Source organism: Bacteroides sp. MSK.20.82 (assembly GCF_019052485.1).
GTDB classification, from domain to species: Bacteria; Bacteroidota; Bacteroidia; order Bacteroidales; family Bacteroidaceae; genus Bacteroides; species Bacteroides thetaiotaomicron.
In genome coordinates, this window is sequence record NZ_JAHQUN010000009.1 from 80,398 (window position 1) to 105,053 (window position 24,656).

Annotated in this window: 10 protein-coding genes; all 10 read right to left on the minus strand. The window is 43.9% G+C overall.

The features are described 5' to 3' along the window. Positions 1-3 precede the first annotated feature (3 nt). On the minus strand, positions 4-4,383 hold the full coding sequence (locus KTR07_RS10925) for a hybrid sensor histidine kinase/response regulator transcription factor (protein ID WP_181981937.1): 4,380 nt from the start codon (positions 4,381-4,383) through the stop codon (positions 4-6). A 777-nt stretch (positions 4,384-5,160) separates the two neighbouring features. Next, a complete protein-coding gene (locus tag KTR07_RS10930) occupies positions 5,161-7,809 on the minus strand; it encodes a glycoside hydrolase family 2 protein (RefSeq protein ID WP_117981285.1) in 2,649 nt (882 codons plus the stop codon). A 28-nt stretch (positions 7,810-7,837) separates the two neighbouring features. Next, a complete protein-coding gene (locus KTR07_RS10935; RefSeq protein ID WP_117981286.1) occupies positions 7,838-10,249 on the minus strand; it encodes a DUF5703 domain-containing protein in 2,412 nt (803 codons plus the stop codon). Between the two features lie 9 nt (positions 10,250-10,258). Further along, positions 10,259-11,692, minus strand: coding sequence for a sialate O-acetylesterase (locus tag KTR07_RS10940; RefSeq protein WP_117981287.1), 1,434 nt, complete (start codon positions 11,690-11,692; stop codon positions 10,259-10,261). Positions 11,693-11,694: 2 nt separating this feature from the next. Continuing rightward, positions 11,695-14,979 carry a glycosyl hydrolase gene (locus KTR07_RS10945; protein ID WP_371737207.1) on the minus strand — a complete coding sequence of 1,095 codons (3,285 nt, stop codon included), beginning with the start codon at positions 14,977-14,979 and terminating at the stop codon, positions 11,695-11,697. Between the two features lie 156 nt (positions 14,980-15,135). After that, positions 15,136-16,650, minus strand: a complete 1,515-nt coding sequence (locus tag KTR07_RS10950) for a TlpA disulfide reductase family protein (protein ID WP_117981289.1) — start codon at positions 16,648-16,650, stop codon at positions 15,136-15,138. Positions 16,651-16,813: 163 nt separating this feature from the next. Next, a complete protein-coding gene (gene mgtA / locus KTR07_RS10955) occupies positions 16,814-19,465 on the minus strand; it encodes a magnesium-translocating P-type ATPase (protein WP_117981290.1) in 2,652 nt (883 codons plus the stop codon). Between the two features lie 120 nt (positions 19,466-19,585). After that, a complete protein-coding gene (locus KTR07_RS10960; protein WP_048692044.1) occupies positions 19,586-20,953 on the minus strand; it encodes a HAMP domain-containing sensor histidine kinase in 1,368 nt (455 codons plus the stop codon). Continuing rightward, positions 20,950-21,636: a response regulator transcription factor gene (locus KTR07_RS10965; protein ID WP_008761639.1), complete on the minus strand. Its 687-nt coding sequence runs from the start codon at positions 21,634-21,636 to the stop codon at positions 20,950-20,952. Before KTR07_RS10965 ends, KTR07_RS10960 begins: the two co-directional genes overlap by 4 nt. Positions 21,637-21,786: 150 nt before the next feature. Continuing rightward, a complete protein-coding gene (locus KTR07_RS10970; RefSeq protein WP_048692047.1) occupies positions 21,787-24,639 on the minus strand; it encodes a glycoside hydrolase family 2 TIM barrel-domain containing protein in 2,853 nt (950 codons plus the stop codon). Positions 24,640-24,656: the final 17 nt, after the last annotated feature.

Genomic DNA, 24,656 nt, shown 5'->3' on the forward strand with positions numbered 1-24,656 from the left:
TTTCTATCCTTTCCGCCATTCATTCATATATTCACGGGGAGTCTGATTATATTTCTTGCGGAAACACTTGCTATAGTAGCCCGAATCTTTGAATCCGACAGCAAACGCCACTTCCGAAACACTCAAATCCGTATTTTTAATCAGTTCGATCGATTTATTCAGGCGAATCTCCTTTACCAGGTCGACAGGTGCCAGTCCGGTAAGGCTTTTCAGCTTTTTGAAGAATGCCGAACGGCTCAGTCCGATGCCGGAAGCGATCGTATCAATATTGAAATCACTGTCGTCCATGTTTTCCTCGATCACTTGGTGTATCTTTTCAAGGAACTGCACATCTTTCTTCACCAGATATTGTTCGTAGCTGTCTTCTTCCGTTGTCGTCTGGTTCTCCATTTGCTGGCGGATACGTTCGCGGAACAGTTTCCGTTCGCCGAGCAACTGATCGATCCGTGCCAACAGATACTCTTTGCTGAATGGTTTGGTTATATATGCGTTCGCACCCAGAGTGATCGCTTTGGTCTTGGCACCTTCATCGCTCTTGGCTGTCAGAATAATGACAGGGATATGGCTGATCTGAAAATCCTTCCGGATAGATTGCAGCATTTCCAGTCCGTCCATTTCCGGCATCATCTGATCGGTCACTACGATGTCCGGATGATACAGATGCACTTTCTTCAGACCTTCTACGCCGTTATTGGCTATATGGATGTTGAATTTATCTTCCAATTGCAGTTTTATCAACTGGCACAGGTCTTTATTATCCTCTACCAGCAGAAGAGTCGGTAATGAAGCGTCAATTTCCAGTTCCTCCTCCGGTTCCTTTTCTGAATCGATAACCATCTTCTTGTCTGTAGCGGCAGGAGCAGTTTCCGTATCACTGACATAGAAGTCTACTTCCGACGGACGATAATGGTCCTTGTCCAGCAATAGCTCTACAATAAACACGGCCCCCTGCCCTTCCGGACTTTCGGCACGGATGATACCGTGATGCAGGTTTACTATTTCTTTGGAAAGTGCCAGCCCGATGCCTGTACCCTGATAATGTGGATTATTCGCATTCTCTCCTTGTGAGAAACGCTCGAAAATTTCACTCAGCTTATTTTGCGGAATGCCGACACCGTTGTCTTCTACCCGTACATAGCAGGATTTTCCATCATCTGTCAATCCGGTAGTTACATAAATACTTCCACCGGAAGGAGTAAATTTGAACGCGTTCGATATGACGTTGCGGATAACAATACTCAGTTTGTCCTTATCTGCCCATACCATAATCGGTTCGTCCGGCAGTTGGAATGTGAAACTGATTTCATTTTCCTCCGAAAGTACACGGAATTCTTTTTGGAAGGAAGCTATCATTTCATTGAAATCAATCAATGATACGTGCAGACGCATCTTGCCATTCTGAATCTTTCGGAAATCAAGAATCTGATTGACCAGTTGTAACATTTGGTTCGTATTCTTTTCCATCAGGTCCACGTATTGCAGTCCTTTCGGAGACAGTTCTTCCCGCTCCTTCAGTTCTTGTATCGGCCCTTTTATCAGTGTCAGAGGAGTACGAAGCTCATGAGAAATATTGGTGAAGAACTTGATTTTCATTTCCGATACTTTCTGCTCGATATAAATGTCGTTCTTCATTTTAATCATGAAGAAAGCCAGGCGCAGACCGAAATAGAGGGCCGCGATGCCAAGGATTACATAGATAAGAGTGGCCCACCAACTCAGCCACCACGGCGGAAGAATGGTGACAGCCAATGTACATGTGGATACAAGTTCCGAATTAGCTTCATCCATCGTTTCTACACGGAATATGTAGTCTCCGGGAGGAACATTGGTATAAGAAGCAATACGGTTTTTGCCGTTATAGTGCCATTCCTTCTCATACCCTTCGAGTATGTAACGATAAGATACGCGATTCTGATTGTAGAAATTTAATGCAGCAAATTCGATTGTGAACATAGACTGATTATACTTCAATTGAAGTGCATCGGTGTATGTGATAGACTCCTGAATCGGACAGTCGTTCAAACTTCGAAGATTACGATTGGATACTTTAAAGTCTACGATACGGGTGTCATAGTTGGTATGTTGTGTCTCCAGTTTATCAGGAGAGAATGTCAGAATCCCCTGTCGCGAACCAAGCCATAAGTCTCCGTTCAATGCACGCAACGCACTGCCTTCTTCCAGTTCAACATTCAGGAAACCATCGTATTTGTCGTAGTTACGGAACTGCTCTGTCGCCTTATTAAAGCAGGACAGACCAATTTCGGTAGTAAACCACAAATTTCCGTTTTTATCTTCCACGATGGACTTGACCACATCGTTATTCATTCCTTCACGTATGCCATATGACTTGAATATCGGTTCACGTTTTTCTTTGTCATAGCGGACCAGCTTATTCAGACCTCCGCCGAATACACTCACCCAAATTTGCGAATCACTGTCTTTATATAGAACATAAATGTCATTGTCTGCCACATTAGAACGATCGCTGATCTGTCGGTACGTCTCAAACTGAATCTGTTCGGGAGTCGTAAAATGTCCGTCAAAAGACATCAGACCATCCATCGTACCTACCCAGATACGCCCGTCTTCATCTTCTGTCATTGTACGGACTTCCATATACAGACCATAAGCGGGATATTGTTTCAGTCCGTTGTATTTATGCTTGAATACAAGTGTCCCGTTTTCTTCGGAAATCAAGTTCAGCCCTCCGCCCAACAGACCGACCCAGATACGCTCCTGACTATCCTGATAAGTGAAATACACATCATTGTTACTGATAGAATTCGGATTCTTGGGATCATTCTTATAGCGGGTAAAACGCAGACCATGTGGTGAGTTCATATCCGGTTCGGCTTTGACAAGTCCGTTTCCCTTAGTGGAAAACCACAAGTTTCCTTCTTTATCTTCCATGATATGATATACGGCGCCTATCAGATAATTCTGATCCGTAAAAACCTGTTTTATCTGCCCGTTGCTATCCAGACGATAAAGCGCGTGCCAACGGGTACCGACCCAGATGTCTCCATTCTTAGCCTGATACAGTGCACGTATCCCCTGATTCCAAGAGGTCGCTCTTTCTGTGTCTACAGGGACAGGAGAAACTTCTGTCAGCAGTTGAAATTGCTTCTTGGGAAAGTTAACCTTGTATACTCCGCTGCCTGTAGATGCCAGCCAAAGAATACCGTCTTTATCCAGCAACAGATGAAAGAAGAGCTGATCGGGAAGGTCGTCGGAAAAAGGTTTCAGTTGATTGATACGGGTCATTTCCAGTTTCTCCCTATCGAAGAGCAGAATTTCTCCACCGGGGGTGAGGAAAAACATACCCTGTTCACCGGCATCCTGCTTTTCAAAGTTACCGATGGCATTTTGTTTGGGGAAAGGAAAGCGATGATTGCTTTTGTTCAGAGGATCATAGTACGTCAATGCCTCATTACCTTCCTGAAACCAAATTTTGTCATACTTGTCATTGAATATCATTCCTACTTTTTTCCCTGCGATGGAGAACGGTAGTTTGGTCAGTTGTTTGTAGCCGATGTTATATTCATACGCACCATCAACGGTGGTGATATACATTAATCCTGATTCAGTGACCAGTATATTGGAAATCGGTTGATCAATCTCCGGTATTTCGTAGCGGTTGACTACTCCATTTTGCGGATCGACGCTATAAATATGTCCGTTCTTATCTCCCAGCCATAAGAATTTGGAACTGTAGGAAGCACAAGTGAACTGGTCCGGATTGGCAGAAACTTTCTTTTGAATAAAGTCGACAGGCTTATCTTTCAGAGCCTCTCCTTTTCTTAATGAAAGAATCTGATAGTCCATACCGATCCAATTGATAAACTCGGCAGTTTCACAAAACACATTATGCTTGAGGCGTAAGTCGTAGACGTTGACATTGGGACGCGAATCGTGCAACTGCTTCATGGTGATTTTACCGTTCTGGTCTGTATTTGCACGCAGCAGGCTTTTATCTTTGGTCAGCAGCAGTACGTCTCCGTCATCTGTCGTCTGTATCTTGATAATCTGAATATTTTCAGAGTACTCTTTTACATCGTCATACACTGCGTGGAAACTTTCATGTTTCTTATCAAACAGATAGAGTTTGCGGTCGATAGTCTTGATCCAAAGGTATCCGTTCCTGTCTTCTACAATACGCTGAATCTTACGGGGAGGAATATCTGCGGAGTAAAATCCGTCATGATTATCATAGGAACGGAATTTGGTACCGTCGAAACTGCATAGTCCGTACCAGGTGCCGAACCATACAAATCCGTCCTGCCCTTTCAGTGTACAATTGACGATATTATTGGGTAAGCCTCGTTCGGCCGTATAATGTTCAACAATCATGTTAGGGTAGGCAAAAGCACAGATTCTCGTCATCAAGAGAAACATAAATATAAAAAAGAAGTGTTTCTTCATTGTATATTATATTAGTGGAAATGAATCTTGCATCAAAGATACTATTTTATCTTTAAAAAAGAAACTGAATTTTATAACTTATCTTTTTTATCATCGAAGATATTCATTGAAATTTCGCGAGAATTTCAGTGCTAAAGCTGAACTGGAAACAGCCCCAAAGCAATGATCCGAAGCAAAGATTCAATAAAAGCGAATGTCATATTTAAGTACTTACATTAAATGCTGTATTTCGATCTAAACTACCTCATTTTTCATTCTCAAATTCCAGTAAAGTCTAAAAATCCAGTATTAGGCTTTTCAAAAAGAACAAAAGGGGTAAATAAACCTATAAAAACTCATCTATAAGCTTTGTAACGCCTATTTGCTTTTTTAGAAACACGATTCTTGCTACCGGTTCCCACTATGTTCGGGAAATATTTCATGATAGGATATAAAAACAGAGCCTGTTTAAGGTTTATGTATATATATATCACCATTATTCCCTTTCCGTGAGAACTTATTTTCTTCATTTATGCATTTTTGAAAAACCTAATATGGACTTTTAGACTTTACTGGATTTTGAAGTCCCGAAATTAAGGTGTCAGCAAGCCAAAAATTAGCTATTAGCAAAACTGAATTAGCTATTAGCAAAACCAGATTAGCTATTAGCTTATTCATTTTTGCTAATAGCCTATGTTCGATATAACTCAGGTCTGAAAGAATGAAGCATATTGATCTGTCATTCAGTTTCGACCAAGCTCACTTTTCTATTCCAAATTCAGTTTGTTGCCGTTCCACTTCATCCAACACCCGTTGTCGTTCTTCTTCTGTCAGTTGCACTTTGCCGTCGGTTGCATTCTCGGATAAAGTAGCTTTTACAGTTAATGAGGGTGTGTCCTGACTAATACAGTACTTCTCATCATAACAGAAAGGAAGCTCCGTAGGAACACTTTCAAATTCCATTTCAGCGGCAGTCGGAGCCTGAGTCCCTTCAAATTGTACATGAGCTTTCACTTTAATCTTCCCGGCTTTTCGTGTGGAACGGATCAGCAGAGGAGCCGAACCGAATTCTACGGCACGAGGGTTGGCACCGATCCTTGCGTCACCAATGATTTCTCCTTCCCCTTCTACCGTGAATACGATATTTTCCTTTGCCAGACGACGAACGTTTCCGCTATCGTCCGTCACTTCGGCAACTACTACTATAAAATCCGAACCGTCCGCTACCAAGTTTACTTTTTGAGTATCTGCATACAAGCGAAGTTTGGTAGACCGGCGGGAAGGCATTTTCTTTTGGGTACATACTACTTTCCCGTCGATAATACCTTCGGCAACCATATTTACTTTCTGCCAGTTCTTTTGAGTATAACTGTATCCGCGCGCTTCCCAGAAATCCCATACATTTTCGAAGATGACAGGTGCGTTCGGCATATGCCCTTTGGCATGTACCACAGGTTTGGTCCATGTTTTTGTTCCATCGTAGATAGAAAGGCGGATGGAGTCACAGTTACTGAATACCACTACATCCTTATCGGAGAATTGTGACATTTCATGAGCAAGGAATATTATCGGTCCGCATTCTGCCAACGGATGTTGGAGGCTTGCCGGAGATTGGCTGCGGAACATTTCATACGCATACTTTTTCTGACGGAAAGCGTCATAAATACCTCCCCAGTATGGATCGGGGTGATAACCACGCTGGTGATCGAACGGATGCCACTGTGTGCCACCGATAAACTGACCGGTAGTGCGGTACATCTCATCATAACTTTTAGCCAGAGAAAGTGCCTGTATCAGCAGCGGACGTTCACCCCAACTGCGGCTTGCACGGTTATTGTTGTTGTGGGCATACCAGTCATCTACGTTTTCTCCGAATTCACGGGTGAAGATGCATTGTTCCGGTTTGTCCTCCTTTTCGTCATCACCCGGCCAGCCGTAGACTACATCGTAATGTTCCTTTACACCGGCAGAATGCACATCGGCAGCGGCTATTGGACGTCCCGGATACGGATATTCTTCCTTCGTAATTTCAAGTGCCTTCAGTGCAAAGTCGAGCGGATAGCGAGTCTCATTCAGAATGGGTTCCCACATCAGCACGGAAGGATGATTGCGGTCACGACGAATCATCTCACGGGTATTCTGATGAACCAGTTCTCCGAATTTCGGGTCTTTGTTCCAGTATTGCCAGCCAGGAGTAGCGACGATGACAAACAAGCCGAGTTCATCACAGGCATCCATAAAGGATGGGTCCTGCGGGTAATGCGCTACACGGATGATGGTACATCCTGCATCACGCAGACGCTTTGCATCACGCCATTGCTGTGAATTGGGAAGAGCATTGCCTACGTATGCGAAGCCCTGATGACGATTGGCTCCGACTAATTGTCCGAAAGGTTTTCCATTCAGCCAGAAACCCTCCTTGCCACGAAATTCCGCCAGGCGGATACCGATACGGGTCGTTCCTCCGTCAATGGAACGGTTTCCTTTCTTTATGCGGGATTGTACTCTATATAGATAAGGAGCATCCGGTGACCAGAGTTTCGGATTCCTCACTTCCATCTGCTGACGGATTGATTTCTTTTCTCCGGAGTTCAGAGAAAGTTTGCCGGACGTACGTTTGATAACGTTGCCTTCGGCATCTGTAAGGGTCGTTTCTATAGTGACGGATTCCGAACGGGTATTATCGTTCTGAATCTCCGTTTCTACATATACTTGTGCGCTCTTTTCGCTGATCTTGTCAAAGTGAACGAATACGCCGCCACCGCCAACTGTGCGGGAGTCGATGGCATCGGTAATGGCAACCGGAGATTTGGCAATCATCCATACATCACGATAGATACCTCCATGATAAGCAAAATCCAGTGTGTATTGGGGCTTTCCGGGAGGGTATGATTTATCGTTGCTGTTGTCGGTATAGACGGCAAGGAGGCAGGAGTCTCCGGCTTGTACGCCGTTTGCCGTCAAGTCCAGTGTGAAAGGCAGATAACCTCCAAGATGTTCCTGGACACGTTTGCCGTTCAGGTAAAGTACTTGCTTTCCCATTGCCGCTTCAAAATGAAGGAGTACACGCTGTCCTTTCGTCGCGGTGGGAACTACAAAATGCTTGCGATACCACGCAGGACCCTGATAATTGCGGCAACCACTGCCTTCGGCGGGCATCAGTTCCACTGTGTGAGGGGTAGAAACGACCTTCCAGGAACGATCGTCAAAATTTACAGCTTCCGCCCCCCGGATATCGCCTTTGAAGAATCGCCATCCCGGATTGAAGTTATATACTTGTCGCCCGCAATCGGGAAGCGGAATAAATCCGGCAACCGATGTTTCGGGACGGTAAGTATCTGCTGCCTGCCCATCGAAGGAGAATAGCAGTAGAAATAGGGATAAGATTAAAAACGGTCTTTTATTCATAGTGCTTTTTATTTATGTATTCTTTTTTTTATTTTTCTATCATTATAACAATGTCTTTCTTTCTGCTTTCCGGTGATACTTTAAGATTTGTTACTTTTCCGTCTTTTAAAGTTGCTTCTACCGTCGTATTGCCCGGAGCATGGAGTTTGAAATGGACGTTCCATTCTTTGGGCCAGGCGGGGAACAGAAGTATTTGTGTTCCATTCGTTTGTAAGAGCATCTCCTGAAGTCCTATCATGCCGCTACCTCCCCAGTTGTGGTCGGGTGTCCAGTCATATCCCGGTCCCCAGAAGGCAGGAAAACGGTGGGGACCATCTGATAGCTTTGCCAGAGAAAGGCTTTTGGCTTCTTCGGTCAGCCCCAGACAGGCTGCCCAGATGTTGTCTTGCTTCCATCCGGTGTGGGAGCGGAATTTGAGTGCGTCGGGATCATAGAAATACGTATCACGAGCTATTTCCAGATTTTCCTTGCCTACTCCGTAGATGCGCCAGGGAAAAACCGGGTAGAGTTGTGGTGTCTCTATATTGTTGATTCGTTCCCAGCTTTTGGCGGGAGAAATCGTTTGTTTCCATGCCGGAGTCATGGTAGAAGCCTGAAGATTAAGAGAATCCTTGACTTCGATATAACGTAATGGAACCGGAGGAATTGTTTCCAGCATCTTTTGCCACTTTTCGTTGTTGCAAACTTTGATGTAAGTCTCCAATACAGTTCGCAGTGCGGCGATGGTGCTGCTGGCGTTGTTGGTCATCTTGTAAGTTTCGCAGGCAGAGCCGGGGAACAATATCAGGTGTCCGTCACCATCCAGTGCTTTGCGTCCCCGACGGGAAGCGAGTAGCCGATAATGTTCGTCGAAAAAGGTCAGCGAACTTTCAATCAAAGGCAAATACGGAGTTATGTCGGCACCGGCATAATTCTTCGTTTCCAGAATCATCTGGCAAAATTCAAGAATAGTATCCCATTCATATTCCAGCCACGCATTGTATTCCAGTCCTTTGTCAAACCAAGCCGGACGTTTGAAACCATATTCTGCGGGATTGGGTAAGCCGAAGTTTTCTATCTGTTCACAGAAGCAGGCTCCCTCGTGTTGCCAATATACATGGCTGCGGAGTTCCGCATTCTTCAACATCCGGTTATAGAAATTGAATTGGGAAGGCATCATGTCGAAGTCACCGCTTTTCAGCATCGGCCAGTAGACAAGACGCTGATTCTGTGCAGTCATTGTTCCTCCTCCCCACTTTCGGTAGTCAGGAGTGAATGCCTGCTTCTCGTCTATGTGGCAGGGATCGAAGGTGAATAAACCACCGTTGAATTTGGTAGGGACACTGCCATAAGCATTGCAGCCCAGCATATAGCGGAAAAGAGTGTAGTTTTGGGTGATTTCTTTCAATGCATCTTTCGCGTCGCTCTTTTCTTTATTTCCGGTTTCTTTTTCTACTTTGCTGTTCTCCTTGTTTTCGGTTTCACCGATCGTTTCGATAAAACTCCGTTGCCAGAAAGCATTCCACCATAGGCGGGTTTGTTTTTTATCCTGTGATACCACTTTAGACGATATCTTTCCTTGTGGGGCAATTCGTTGCCAGGCTGTTTTCAGACCTTGCTCCCATTGGGTGACGGTTTCCGTCTGTTCTGTGTGTAACACAACTGAGAAATGATGCTTTTTAGAAGCTTTCAGAGAACGAAATCCCCAGGCGCGGTAATCAGTTCCGGCATATACACTGTCTGAAGTACCTGTATATTCCAAATTCTCTCCTGACAAATACCCTCCGAAAGTCAGATTTTTGAGAGGATTCATCATCTGGAACTTCACTTCATTCATCCCTTGCTGGGCAACTGCTACATCAAATACTGTCTCTTCCGCATTACGATGATAAAACAAAAGGCGTTTACTATCCTTTTCGGATGAATTCTCCAATGAAATGAAGTCGGCATGCGTCATCGTTCCTTTTGGAGGAGCCCACTTATAGGAACATTGCTGCCCCTCTCCTTTTCTGATCAGCCGATCCTGGTATCTCCAGTTTTCATAAAAGATTTCCGCCTGCAAAGACCGGTCATTAACCACTTCGATGTGTACTACCGGATGAAAGACATCTGCCCAGAGTTGTACTTGTGTCCCTTCGGCAGAGATTTCAACATAACCGTCGATCAGCTTTAATTCCTGCCGGAAATCCTTTGCGTCTTCAAAAGGATTGGGAGATAACCGGAGGCGAAAACGTCCCTGCTTCAACTGGCAGTTGTTTTCATCGAACGTACCGCTCCTGCTCAGATAAAATAGTATATCCCCCTCCTCTACCCATATGTTCATGCCGATATCTCCCCCGCCGCATGGCATCGATTCGGAGGAATTCCGGCTGGGAGTATCCCAAACGACATTGGCATGCTGGCTCCAAAGAACCGACACGCCAACGAATATCATTGCTATAGCCAGATAAAATCTCTTCATATTTTCAAATTACCAATCGTCCGAACGGAAAGACCCCAACGGCAGCCCATCACAATATACATCTCCTTCCACATAATTCTCAAATCCATAGCGGACAGCTACCGGATGCGGAACTTTATCACTTTTTACTAGCATTTTGCTGCGTTCGATCCATGCTTTCGCCGGGTAGAATACTTTGTCTTCACCTGCCACCTGAAAGTTTTTCGATTCGAAACAGTTTTTACCGCTGATCCACATATTCGCACGTTCAAAGCTGACGACGACAGTATCATTCTTGATTTCAATACTTTTGTAATAAGGACTTTCTCCGTTCACCCCCTCTACTCCGTACGTCTTTGTCAGTGCAAGGAGTGCCAGACGTTCTCCGGCAGCCTGTTTCTTTGCGGGATGAATTCCCTTTTCCATTCCTGCATCCAGCAGTACAGCCATGCCGCTGTTAGACACACGATGTTCTACCTTTGCCTGTGCTTCTCGCAAATAGGCTGAATTAATCACCTCTTTACCTTTTTCAGTGATAATACCATAGTCATAAGGAGCTATCTGACAATAGTAGAAAGGAAAATCACCTTGTTTCCATTCGGCACGCCAGCCGTTAATCAATGTGGTAAACATATCCGCATAGGTATGGGCACGATTCCAGTTATCTTCTCCCTGATACCAGATCACTCCTTTCATGGTCATACCGATCAATGGATGCAACATACCATTATAGAGTACGGTCGGGGTACGGTTTTTCGATTTGATATCAGCTTCCGATTGAGGTATCTTTGCATCTGGAAATGCTTTCAGCCAATCGGCAGTCATCCATGCCTCACAAGCAGAACCGCCCCATGCCGCTACTACGAGTCCTACCGGAACTTCTAATATTTCATTGACCAGTCTTCCGAAATAATAGGCCGTCGCACTGAAATCACGGACACTGACCGGAGCCGCTTCTTTCCATGAACCGACTACGTCGTTCTGAGGGGTAATGGTAGAAGTTCGTTTTACCGTAAACAGGCGGATATGAGGATTTTTGCTGCGAAGAATATCCATATTGGCATTCTCTACAGGTTGGTTCTTGAATCCTTTCATCGGCATTTCCATGTTGCTCTGACCGGAGCACAGCCATAATTCGCCTATCAGAATATTATTCAGTGTCTTTTGGGTTCCATCGTCGAAAGTGATGGTATACGGTCCGCCGGCTTCCGGAGTGGAGACTGAAAGTTTCCATGAGCCGTTCTTGTCTGCTGTTACTGCATATTGTTTTCCGTTCCAGCCGGTAGTGACTGTTACTTTCTTATTCGGAGTTGCCGTTCCCCAAAGGTTGGCATTGGTTTGTTGCTGCATCACCATGCCGTCAGAGAAAATAGCGGGAAGTTTCACTTCCGCACGCATTGACAGGCAGGCAGCGAGCAGAAAGCTTGCTAATACTGTGCTTGTTTTAATTCCTGAACTTTTCATTCTTATTTGTTTTTATTCGCTACTTCAAAATTCAAAGGTCCGAGCAATCCTGCAGGAAGCAGGGTGTTTTCTGCTCTCCGGTATTTGGCATTCGTCCATATTCCATCGAAAGGAGCTTTTCCTTCATCGGCTCCTTTGAGTGCATTCGCCCAAGTATTGGTCACTTCGATTTCCAGTTCATTCACACCTTTCTTTAAGGCTGCCGTAATATCAGCCCGATAAGGAGCTGTCCATATCGTTCCGCAATCTATGCCGTTCACACGGACAGTAGCCAGATCACATACTTTTCCCAGATTCAGATATACTTGTTGGCCTTCTTTCACTTTACTTTTCCAGCGGAATGTTGTTTTATACACTGCTGTTCCGGAGTAATAGCGTATTTGCTCATCTTCTTCTTTGCTCCAGTCAAAGAGTTCCTGTCTTTGGATAGTCTTACCGTTTGCTGTAAAAGTCACGGTATATTCTGTTGCTTCCAAGCCTGTCTCCGAAGGTTCTTTTACCGAATCCTTCTTTTCCTTGCGCTCTTTTTCCGAAGTTTCCTTATCATCTTCTTCTGCAGGGTATACGATGAAGACAGACTCATTCGGAGCTAATGTTAAAGTGATTTCCGTACGATGGCTTTTTTGTTCGTAAGGAATGTCAGCGTTAATCTCACCCGTCACCGGATTCCAGCATTCCGGCTTTCTGCCGTCGATGCGCATACTGGCGGTAAATGTACGTGTTTCTTCCAGTTGGTTGGCGATAAAATAAATATCCCCCTGTTCTCCTTGCCGATGTGTCCAGGCAATGTTTTCCGGTACGATCAGATCACGTTCCAGACCGTATGAGGAGAAATCATCTTCTTTATATGGAAGAGAAGGAATCAGTATGCCTGCTTCTTTCAGTTCATTTATCTTTTGTTTTACTTCCGGAGACAGTTCTGCGGGGTCCGGATTCATCGGACGTGGAAGTGGTAATACTAACACTTTGTAACTGGCTCCACCCGGTAATGTCATCCTGCCGTTTTCCGCTTTAGCCAAACGGAGTAACGCGTCTTTGTTAAAGCTGTCATAAGCATATCCTCGAAGTGGATTTACCCACTTTTCAGGATCAGCCATATTGGCGGAATGTGTTACGCCTACAGGACGCACACGTAAGGGTTGTCCTTCGTTTGCCAAACGGATTCGTTCGCTTTCCACCCGCTCTGCACCGAAGATGCCCGGTAAAGAAGGAACTAAACGTTCCGGCAATATCGAACGTCTTGGCATCTCTTCTCCTGTAAAAACTGCAATATCCGCCACCGGATGCCCGTATTGCAGCAATGATTGGCAACGGGTGATGTATTCACAGAAAGCCTTTGCACCCTTATTCCACCACGTCTGGTCACGCTGGAGGAAAAGGCCGATACCATCCAAAGTCATTCCCGGTTTGCGGTCCAGCCAAGGATTATGGACATATACATGGAAGAAAAGGCGGTTGATGCCTAAAGCATAGTTGCGGTCCAGTAAGGCTTTCAACATTCCCGGATGTTCGTTCCATGTTCCGCGTACTTCCGTGAAACCTTCTGCCTGGATGATATTCTTGCCGTAGATATGCGCTCCGCTGATGGCATCCAGCATATCATTCGGTTTGTCGTGGGTTGGGCTGTTCAGCCAGAATTCTCCCATGGGAAGGTCTACTTTCTGATAATGCAGTAATCCGTCACTTACCATGGTAGGCGCTACGCATTCGGCTGAGAACTGGCAATCATATTCTTTGGCACAGTCGGCCAAGACTTGATAGAAAACATCAACGACCAGTTCACCTATCGTTGTGCGGACATCACGCAGAATCTTTTCGCTTCGTTCGGCACTCTCCATCGGAATACCTGCCAACAATGGTAAATAAGGCATCAGGTCGTATCCACGGCGTTTCCGGAATTCTGCGGCAAAAGTATCGCTCCAGTTCTGGCTTCCGCATTCCCAACTATCCACGTGCATGTATTTTAATACACGGTGGGCAACGTCCGGATTTGTCTTTACAAATGCTTGCGCAAACCAGTTGTCGAACTGCTTGCGAACAGCTCTTGGATTAAACTTATCGCATTCCAGTCCTTTTCCTCCTCCGGCAGTTGCGTTCGTATGTCCGGTGGCGGTATGTCCCATGCGGAGTAGTTTCCACTTTCCTTTGGGGAGAGTAGTTGTCAGTGTTCTTTCTTTAAAATTGTCGCTCGGACTATTTTTAAAGGGATCTGTCAGGTTGATAATCTGTGAAAGGGCATAGCAATCTTGCTCCCCTATTTCCTCCTTCTTCGTGGAGGAAGCTACACGCCATACCAGTCCGGCTTTACCTTCCCACTGATCCAGTCGGGCTTCCCGATGCAGACGCAGTTCCTTGATTTTCAGATTTGGTTTCCATTTTGCGGCATCCATATCTTCACTTCCCGGTTCACTGCCTTCGGGTGTCCAGTAGAAGCGGAAATAGCGGGCAGTTGTAGCAGGAATTGCATGAGTGGAATTTTCATCTGTATTCTGCCATCCCTGGCGTGCGGGGACGAGCTGTTTCACCAAACGGTAGTTAATCCCATCATCACTTGCCATCACTTTCAAGCGGTGCGCCTGATAATTATTGCCACTTAGAATGATTTCAATATTGCGGCAGGTGAAAGGCTGTTCGTATTCATATTGAATATAGCAGGGATATGATGAACGGATGACTCCGGCATCATCCATGTTCACAGTCTTCTTGATGTCAATATGATTTCCTGTGGCTATATTGGCACAGGTTATTTTGGCCGGCATAACGTCTGCCGCTTCCTCTTTTACAGGCAGGGCAAATAAAGAAATATCTTCATAAAAACCTTCGTATGCCTCCGGTTGCGGTAAGTGTAGTCCTTTGATTTTGCCACCATCAACGATTGTATCACTCCAGACTACCTTTTGCATCGATTCTTTCGGAGTCATCCACGGACCACCAGCCAATGCGAAACCATCACAAATATGCATTCCTAACTTTAATCCCAAGCGGTCGGCTTCTTCCATGCTGAAACGAACCATTTCCCACCATTCGGGTGTTAGTTGTTGCGCCTTTCCATTGTATTGTGGTCCTTCTTTGATACCTTTGATAGGCATCAGATAAGTACCTCCCAGCCCAGCACGTTTCATTGCTTCCAAGTCAGCCGTAATCCCTTCTTTGGATACGGCTCCAAACATCCAGTACCAAAAAGTCCAAGGCTTTGCTTCGTCAGACGGATTTTGGAATTGTTCGCGAAGTGAATGTGTTTGCAGAGCATTGGCAGGAGATATAACAGTGCATGCCAATAATGAGATTGCAAATATTTGTTGTTTCAGTCGGCTTTTCATTCTAATCTATATTTTTATATATAGATAAGACGAAAAACGGACTGTTTTGTACTCACTGTATTCTCCTTGCTCAAATTAAACTATTTAATTTCTTAGGCAGTATTGCTTTCTACAAAATAAGTCTCATTTCACCGCTTCTTCTATTCGGGATACTAACTGCGGATTACTGGGACGTGCCGCAGTTCCGAAATCAATAATCTGCCCCTTTCTATTTATTAATACATAGTAAGGCATCCTGTCTATTTTCCATTGCTTACGAATTTTCTGATAGTTATTTATTCCCAAATAATCAGTCACATGAACACATTCAATTCCCCGGTTTTTCAATGAATACTCATTCAGGCATTCCTCCCATTGTTCTTTGGGTTCACTCACACAAATGGAATATATAATCAAATCATCCGTAGAGAATTTGCTGCGCAATTGTTTTAAAGGTTCCATTTCTGCCAGACAAGGAGGACACCATCTGGCCCAAAAGTCGAAATAAATCACTTTTCCACGATTCTTTTCGAGCACATCATAGACAGGTTTCATGTATGGCATACGTGTTGTATGCTTTGAGTTCTCATGGAATTCGCCATATAATAAATTGTCGGAAACAGGCTGTGGATTTTTTAGATACGATTTGGTCTGATTATAGATCTGCATCACCTGTGCACGTAGATGTGACATTTTAACGATTGAGTCAAACTGTGTACGTTTTTCGTGAAAAGCAAGTGTGTCATTAGTACATAAAGAACCGGCTATCAACTTAGTATATAAATACTGATTCATCTCACTCTCCCCCATTGTAGCCATGATCTCTTCTATTGAAGGATTCTTTTTATCTCTGAAAGCGATCCCATAAGCAATATATCTTTCTGCTTCATCAGCAACATCGTATAAGCGTGCCGAGAGTATACCTTTAGTATATAGTCTATTGATTTCAGGTAAAAGTGTATGATAACGGTCCATCTCTTTTCTCGTTTTAAACAAGTATGACATACCATTGAATAACAGCGCATAATAATAATCCTGCTTCAGCAATTCTTCAGTAAACAGTACTACATCTTCCATTGGCTTGTACTTCACCAGATACTCATTCCTACGTTCCAAACGAAAATTATAATCCTTTTTTAATTCAGCCTCAAAATCCTTAACGTCTGATTCCGGTTTCATATTGTAATTCTGTATATAGTAATATGCACTTTCAGTGAACGCCAATATCTCCTGATTAAGCTTTTCGGCATCACCTGTTACTTTAGGATGAAAAAGATCTTTGAAGTCTATTTCTACATGTATGCTGTCTCCCGGGTGGATATAAAGATGTTCTGCATAGTTGCGGATAGAAACCTCCCTTAATTTGGCATAAACCGGAAAGCGGAAAGAGAATGAACCATCTTTTTGTATGGGCGAACGATACTGATTTCCCATATCTCTGAAAAATGGGATAATGAGAGTCAGTTCCTTTTCCTGAGGATAGAAATCCCGGTTTAGAACTTTGCCTGTAATGACTGCTTCTTCAGCATACTCTTCCAATGAGGGATTGCTTTCCTCTGTTTGTGCAGAAGATTCGGACTGGAAATTACTCTGGGCTTTTTGACGGCATCCGGCAAACAACAAGGTAATTATTATCAGAAAGTATAAACTGTGTTTCATTGTGTTTGAATATTAGTATGTTCGTAAATCTAACATTTAAGAGTTCTTGCCTCTAAATGTATGAAATTATTTTTAGAGGCAAGAACTTTTGACAGGTTATCTGTCTCAATTTTAGATATTTCACATTATATATACATAATTTGTGGGATAAACAGGCCGAATGCTATAGCCAACGTACAAACTTCCTGATATACCAGTTCTTTACCAATTGCGTCAGGATACAATAGGAAAGCAAAATACCAATCAGCCAGGGAAAATAACCCAAAGGAAGAGCCGTCAGGCCGATGGAACGTCCGAAAGCTGTGAAAGGAATAAGAATGCCTACTGCCATAATTAAGAACGTCAGCCCCATAACAGGCCACGTGGCCCGGCTTTGTATAAATGGTATCTTACGGGTACGTATCATGTGGACAATCAATGTTTGGGATAACAAACCTTCTACAAACCATCCGGTCTGAAACAAAGTCTGATGTTCGGGACTGTTACAACTGAACACATACCACATGACCAGATAGGTAGCAATATCAAAGATAGAACTGATAGGCCCTATATAAATCATAAAGCGACTCAGGTCGGATGCATCCCATTTGCGCGGTTTCTTCAGAAATTCCGGGTCCATACGGTCGAATGGAATGGTTGTCTGTGATATATCATATAATAGGTTCTGAATCAGCAAATGTATCGGCATCATGGGCAGGAACGGCAGAAAGGCGCTTGCAAACATCACGCTGAACATATTGCCAAAATTGGAACTGGCAGTCATCTTTATATACTTATTGATATTACCAAATGTCTTTCTACCTTCGAGTACGCCGTCTTCCAATACCATCAAATCCTTCTCCAGCAAGATGATATCCGCACTTTCTTTTGCTATATCTACTGCCGAATCGACAGATATGCCAATATCTGACTGACGCAAGGCGCCTGCGTCATTGATGCCATCTCCCAGAAACCCAACTGTATTACCTTGCTCCTGCAACAGAGAGATTATTTGCGTCTTCTGCAATGGAGTGAGTTTGGAGAATAAAGTGGTGTCTTTTACTGTTTCTTTCAATGTTGTTTCATCCATTTCCTCCATTTCTATTCCGGTAAGGGAGTGCCCGATATCAATCCCCACCTGACGGGCAATAGCTTTCACTACGGTATCATTGTCTCCCGACAATATTTTGACTGCTACTCCATGCATATATAATTGTTCGATGGCTTCAGCGGCAGAAGGTTTGGGAGGATCAAGAAAAGCAAGATATCCGATCAACACCATTTCCTTCTCATCTTCGATGGCAAAATTACAGTCTTTTTCGATGAAACTTTTCTGGGAAACCGCCAATACTCTCATACCTTGACGGTTCATTTCCTCACTGATCTTTTGCGCTTTTATTTTCAAGGAGTCAGTCAAAGGATGTATCTCTCCGTCGAACTCGGCATACAAACAGACATCGAGAATCTCTTCTACCGCTCCTTTGGTAATAATTTGCCGCTTCCCTTGCCTGTCTTCTATAACGACAGACATCCTTCTGCGTGTAAAATCGAAAGGAATTTCATCGACTTTGGTATAGGCATCCTTCAAATGTTCCAGATTCAACTCTCTTACATGAGAGAGGATTGCCTTATCCATCAGGTTTCTCAAGCCGGTCTGAAAATAACTGTTGAAGTACGCGTGACGAAGAATACGTTTACTGTTGTCATCGCTGCCGTCTGCATTGATATACTTCTCCAACACAATTTTATCGCAAGTCAATGTGCCGGTTTTATCAGTACAAAGTATATCCATTGCTCCAAAATTCTGAATGGCATTGAGGTTCTTTACGATTGTTTTCTTTTTGGACATGGCGATTGCTCCTTTAGACAGGTTAGCCGTCACAATCATAGGTAACATTTCGGGAGTAAGACCGACTGCCACAGATACGGCAAAAATGAAGGCTTCGAACCAGTCACCTTTCGTAAAACCATTCACGAAAAACACGAACGGAACCATGACCAGCATAAAACGAATCAATAAAAAGCTGACCTTGCTGATACCTTTATCAAAGGCTGTAGTGGCACGATGTCCGACCAGACTTTTGGCTATCGTACCCAGATAGGTTTTATTCCCCGTCTCAAAAACAATTCCTTTTGCCGCACCGCTAATCACATTGGAGCCCATATAGCAGATATTATCCAACTCTATAACACTTCCCTTACGAAACTGTTGTCCCCGTACTTCCGGAAACTTTTCTATCGGTTCGGACTCACCCGTCAGTGAAGCCTGACTGATAAACAAGTCTTTTGAATCGATGATACGTATATCGGCAGGAACCATATCACCGGCTGCCAGGTACACAATATCTCCCGGAACGAGTTCTGTTATATCGATCTCTTCTTCCTGTTCTCCGGCACGTTTTGCCAGACAAGTGTTTTTTACCATCTTCATTAAAGAATTTGTAGCTTCACTTGCTCTCCATTCCTGCCAGAAACGAAGGATAGCACTGAATAATACCATGGACGAAATAATGATTACCCCTGCCCATTCTTGCTCTCCGGGTTCAGCCATCAATACATCCAGAAACAAGGATATGATGGCAAGTCCTGTCAGAACGCCTATGAAAGGATTGATAAACGTTCTGACAAACAGTATAAACGGATTCTTTTTCTGTTCATGGATGACTTCGTTTCTTCCATAAATGGATTGCCGCTCCTGTACTTCTCTCAGTGTTAATCCAAGCTTTGTAGTCTGCAAACAGGAATAAATTGACTTACCGGGTTGCGTGGCAACCAAAAATACTCTCTCTGAATTGAATGTGTACTGTGATGAACGCAGTTTTTTCTTCCATACCATACTCTCTAATTTTTTTAAGTTACTAACTGCATTTATTAATTCGATGCAAAAGTAAGGAGGACTTCGGGAGGAAGCCGTTAGAGAATGATTAGAGTGGTATTAGAAAACTATTAGAGTTTCTTAGATATGCGGGAGTTTTACCACAAAAGTAGTTCCCTCGTCCTTATGAGAAGATACGGTAAGTTCGCCTTTGTGAAGGTGAATGATTTTCTGTGTCAAAACCATGCCTATACCATTTCCGGAAGCTATATTCTTGTTTTCTCCCCGATAAAACAGTTTAAACAGGTTTTCTTTGTCTGCATCGGACATTCCTACGCCATTATCAGACAAGCGGATAATAGCCCATTGTTCCCAATAAGCTATCAGGACGGATGAAGTCCGGTTGGAAGAGTACTTGCAGTTATTCTCTACCAGATTCACAAAGGCAGTAGTCAACAGATAGCTGTTTCCGATTACGGTCAGCACATTATCTTCCTCGGCTTCCTGCTCAAATACTAATTCGATATGATAATCCGGATGGGCTTTTAGGACTAATTCTCTGGCATCCAGCAGCAGTTCATCCAACCGGACCTCTTCCATTGTAATCTGTTCCGACTGATAGTCGGCTTTTGCAAGATTCAGCAATCCGTCGATCAGGTTTATGATCCGTCGGGAATCTTGTAGTGCATTGCCGATAGCTGCCTGATATTGTCCGGAGGTTCGTTCTTTCAACAGGGCCAGATCCAGTTCGGCTGTGAGGGCTGCCATAGGTGTACGTAGTTCGTGAGATACATTGCTGACAAACATCTTTTGTGAGTTGAAGGACTTCTCCAGACGTTCCAGCAGTGCATTGAATGTAATACTCAGTTCTCCCAGTTCATCCTGTTCATTTTTCACTGGCAGTCTTTTGTCGATATGTGAGGCGGTGATTTTCTCCGCTTCTCTCACGATATTGCGTATAGGCTTTAAGGTGCTTCGGGAGAGGATATATCCGACAACCGCCAACACGGTCAATCCTCCGATAAATAACAGAATGAGCATATTTCTCAGTGCATCCCGGTTAGCGTATCCATAGCCATCATAGGCAGCGGCAGTGACAATGTAGTCTTGCCCTTCAAACGGATACACAAGTCCTATTGCCTGATATTCGTCCACATAGAAACTGATATTCTTTCGTTTCAGAATACGTTTTACCATCTCGGGTGTTTCCTTGACTATGTCGTTTTGAAGGGCATCATGATACAGTATTTTAAAATCTGTGGTATAGACGGCTACCTCTACTTCATTAATAAACTTCTGATTGTTCAGGTAAATAGACTGCATTGTTTTTGCATCTACTTGATTATTAAGAAATAAGTGAGCTTTGGTTATAGCTTCACTTTGCAGGTTGCGAAAGAAGGCATTGCTGCGCGAATGCTCGCTTACGTAATAGACAGCTACAACAAATGCGAAGAATACCGCAGCTGTAATGCCCGCATATTGCAGAGTCAGCGTTGTCCGGATTTTCATAATTTGTCAGTCAGTATGAAACCCATCCCTGCTTTGGTATGAATAAGTTTCGGTTCAAAGTTACGGTCTATCTTTTTGCGAAGGTAGTTGATATATACATCAATAAAGTTGGTTCCCGTATCAAAATGTGTGTTCCAGACTTTCTCCGCTATCTCTACCCGGCTCAATACTCTTTCGGCATTTTCGACCATATATAGCAACAGGTTATATTCTTTCGGAGAAAGTTTAATGGGAACGTTATTTCGTTCTACGTCTTTCCGCTGAAGATCAATGCGCAGATCTGCATAAACAAGTTCCTGCGGTAACTCCGGTACATTTCCTGAGACACGTTTTAATAGAACTTTGATTCTGGCATTCAGCTCTCTGAAATCAAAGGGCTTCACCATATAGTCGTCTGCACCGGCATCGAAACCGTCCAGCTTATCGTTCGTTGATCCTAATGCCGTCAACATTAATATAGGAATACGGGGATTGGACTTACGGATTTCTTTCGTCAGCTCGAATCCGTCCATCTTAGGCAGAACAATATCAGATATAACCAGATCGAACGTATGTGCCTGAAAAAGCCGCAGCCCCATTAATCCGTCATAAGCTACCATGGTCTGATAACCATTTTCTTCCAGCCCGTTCATCAGCAAACTTGCCACCCTGGGTTCGTCTTCTATAATTAGTATTGTGTACATAGGAAAGAACTCGTTAATCTGAATCTATAAAACGAAACAAAAATAATGATTATTCCTCACTTATGACTCTTTTAAACCATTTTATATTTGCTATATTTACATTAAAAAAAGGTACCCAACGCAATGTGAGTACCTTTTTATTTCATTTATTTATTCCATAAACCGGAAAATGATTCGTCCGCTCTGCGGACCATTCACCCATTTAGGCTGCGATGACGGGCCACATAGATCTGTAGAATTTACTTTATTACGTACAGGAGGAATCACATTCAAGACAGAAATTCCACTTTCAGGAAGCGTATAAAGTAAACGGTCACGACCGTCACGCGGCTGATATACTCCGATATAAGCATCCGGAGTTTCATTGGTCAGGCTGATAGTACCCTCTTTCGTGCGGATGTTCATCCAGGAAACACTGCCAAAATATCCTTTGAATTCGGGATATGTGAAAGTTTCACCCGGAATAGGATCGTTATAGTCGTTTTCCCAGACATCATATTGCGTGCCATGAATACGGTTCTGCCATACACGATAGGGCCCCGCTCCCAGCCAGCGTTTACTGATCACCTGATCTTCGGGATAGTCGAAGCAGATTCCCATTAAATCTACCACGCCGGAAAAATTGTAGGTATAATCCAGCACCGCTTCTCCATTTGGATTGATTGTCCATTGCACTTTATCCAGATTACCCAGTTTATAATCGGCAGTAACAATCAGATTGCCTCCGTCTTCTTTTACATCCAGTTTTGTGAATACAGCAGCATCAGGGAATTCGCTGTAGGTACGATCCTTTTCTTTCGCTTTTTCGTCATCGTGATTATAAAACTGATCCAATGAGCGGTCGGCACGACGGGCACCGATGAAGCGAGGTCCGTTGGCAAAGCTGATCTTGCGATTGTTTACAGATACACCTTTCAGCTGACCGTCTTTCTTTGAGAAAATGAAAGTATGGTTCTTCGCTTTTACGGTAAGTTCATTTTCTGTTTCTGTAGAGGTTACCTTATTAGATAAGGGAGAGAGCACTTCATTAGCCTGATTCAGTTTGTTCACAGGGAAAGTCCAGCGCCAAAGTTCATGACCGTATCGGTCGATGGCTGTGAGGAAAAGGGCATCGGCATCCGGAAGGATCGTTGTTTTAATATCCAGCACACCTGCCGAATGGGCTGCAACATCACTTCCTTGTACTTCCCCTTGTTTCAGAACTTGAGCAGTTGTATTAGAAGCATCTGTTGCGGTAGGGAACTTCACCTGTTTCCAAAGGAAACGGCAAGTGTTCAGATTCAGAAAATCATAACGGTTTTCTACAGAGAACTTACCGTCAAACTGCTTGTCGACAGAAGTATTCATGATTTGTACCGGACTCCATAACTGCTTGATTGTGTAGAAACTGCCTTCCTTTTCATGATGTGGTCCTACAATACCGTCAGCGCCGAAATTTCCTTGATTATCAATGAATCCGTCCATATCGACACGCTTCACTCCTTCGTCCGCCAGTACCCAAAGGAAACCACCGATACAGCGGGGGTGTTTACGCATCATTTCCCAATAGTCGTATAATCCGGCACCATGACCGCCATCATACAAACCGTGGAGAAATTCTGTCGGCATAAAGATTTCCGGCAAGCGCATATAGTTCTGACTTTCTCCGTAAGAACGGTAATGCATGGTTTCAAAACCAGAGAAATTGCCTTGCGGATGAATCACCGGACGTTTCTGCGGATCGTACTTGTGAAATTCTCCATCGAGTTCGGTATTCCATCCTTTTTCATTACCATTACTCCACCAGATAATAGACGGGTGGTTAACGTCACGTTCTATCATTCCTTCGATCAGGCGTACTCCGGTCGGAGTATCGTATTTACCATGCCAGCCTCCTAATTCATCCATCACATAAAGTCCCAAAGAATCACAAGCTTCCAGAAACTCCGGATCAGCCGGATAGTGACTCAGACGGACGGAGTTCATATTCATGTCTTTCATCAGAAGAACATCTTCGATATTTTTCGCTTTACTTAATGTACGGCCACTTTCCGGACGGAAGCTATGGCGATTGACACCACGTACCATAATGCGTACACCGTTTACGTATAATCCGTCACTTTCGCGTACTTCGATGGTACGAAAACCGAATGTTTCTGTCTCGTTGTGCAGCACTTTTCCGTCTTTGTCCAGCAAAGAAAACTGAGCTTTATAAAGATTCGGCGTTTCGGCTGTCCACAGAGCCGGATCAGAGACCTTGAGCTGTAAAGAAGTCCAGTCTCCTCCCGCTTTTACAGGGACGGTCGTTTCAGTTAGTTTTTTGCCTTTATTGTCCAAAATCTGTGCCCGGATACTCATTCCGTCATTAGACAGATTGGTATAGCAATTGGCACGGAAGGAACCATCCATTTGCGCATCGATGGCGATATGACGTAAATTAATCGCAGGTTTTACTTCCAGAAATACCGGACGGAAAATACCTCCGAAGTTCCAATAATCGGCACGTCGCTCGGCAAGATTCACACTGGCATTTTCGCTTTCCTTTGAAACGGTTACTTCCAGCAGGTTCTTTTTTCCATACTTAAGGAAATCTGTGACATTGTATGAAAAACGATAGAAAGCTCCCTGATGTTTCGAGCCGACTTTACGCCCGTTTACTTTAACTTCGGTATCTGTCATCGAAGCTTCGAATACCAGATTTACCTGCTGCCCGCGGAACTTCTCGGGGACCTCAAACTCGTACTTATACATTCCTTTTTCATCGGCTATACCTTCGGGGAATGCTTTGCCATAAAAGGTGATTCCATACTGATAGGTGCCAAAGCCCTGCAACTCCCAGCATGACGGTACACCGATCTTCGTCCATTTGCCGGAATTGCGTCCGTCAGTACAGAAGAAGTCCCATTCTACCATATCATCACATCCGTGACCGGAAAGGTATTGCCGTTCCGTTTGCGGAAGGGTTTGAGCAGCCAGAGTAGTTGCCAACGCCAAGGTTGATAATAAAGTGGTTACTTTTCTCATTGTTACTTTTATTATTG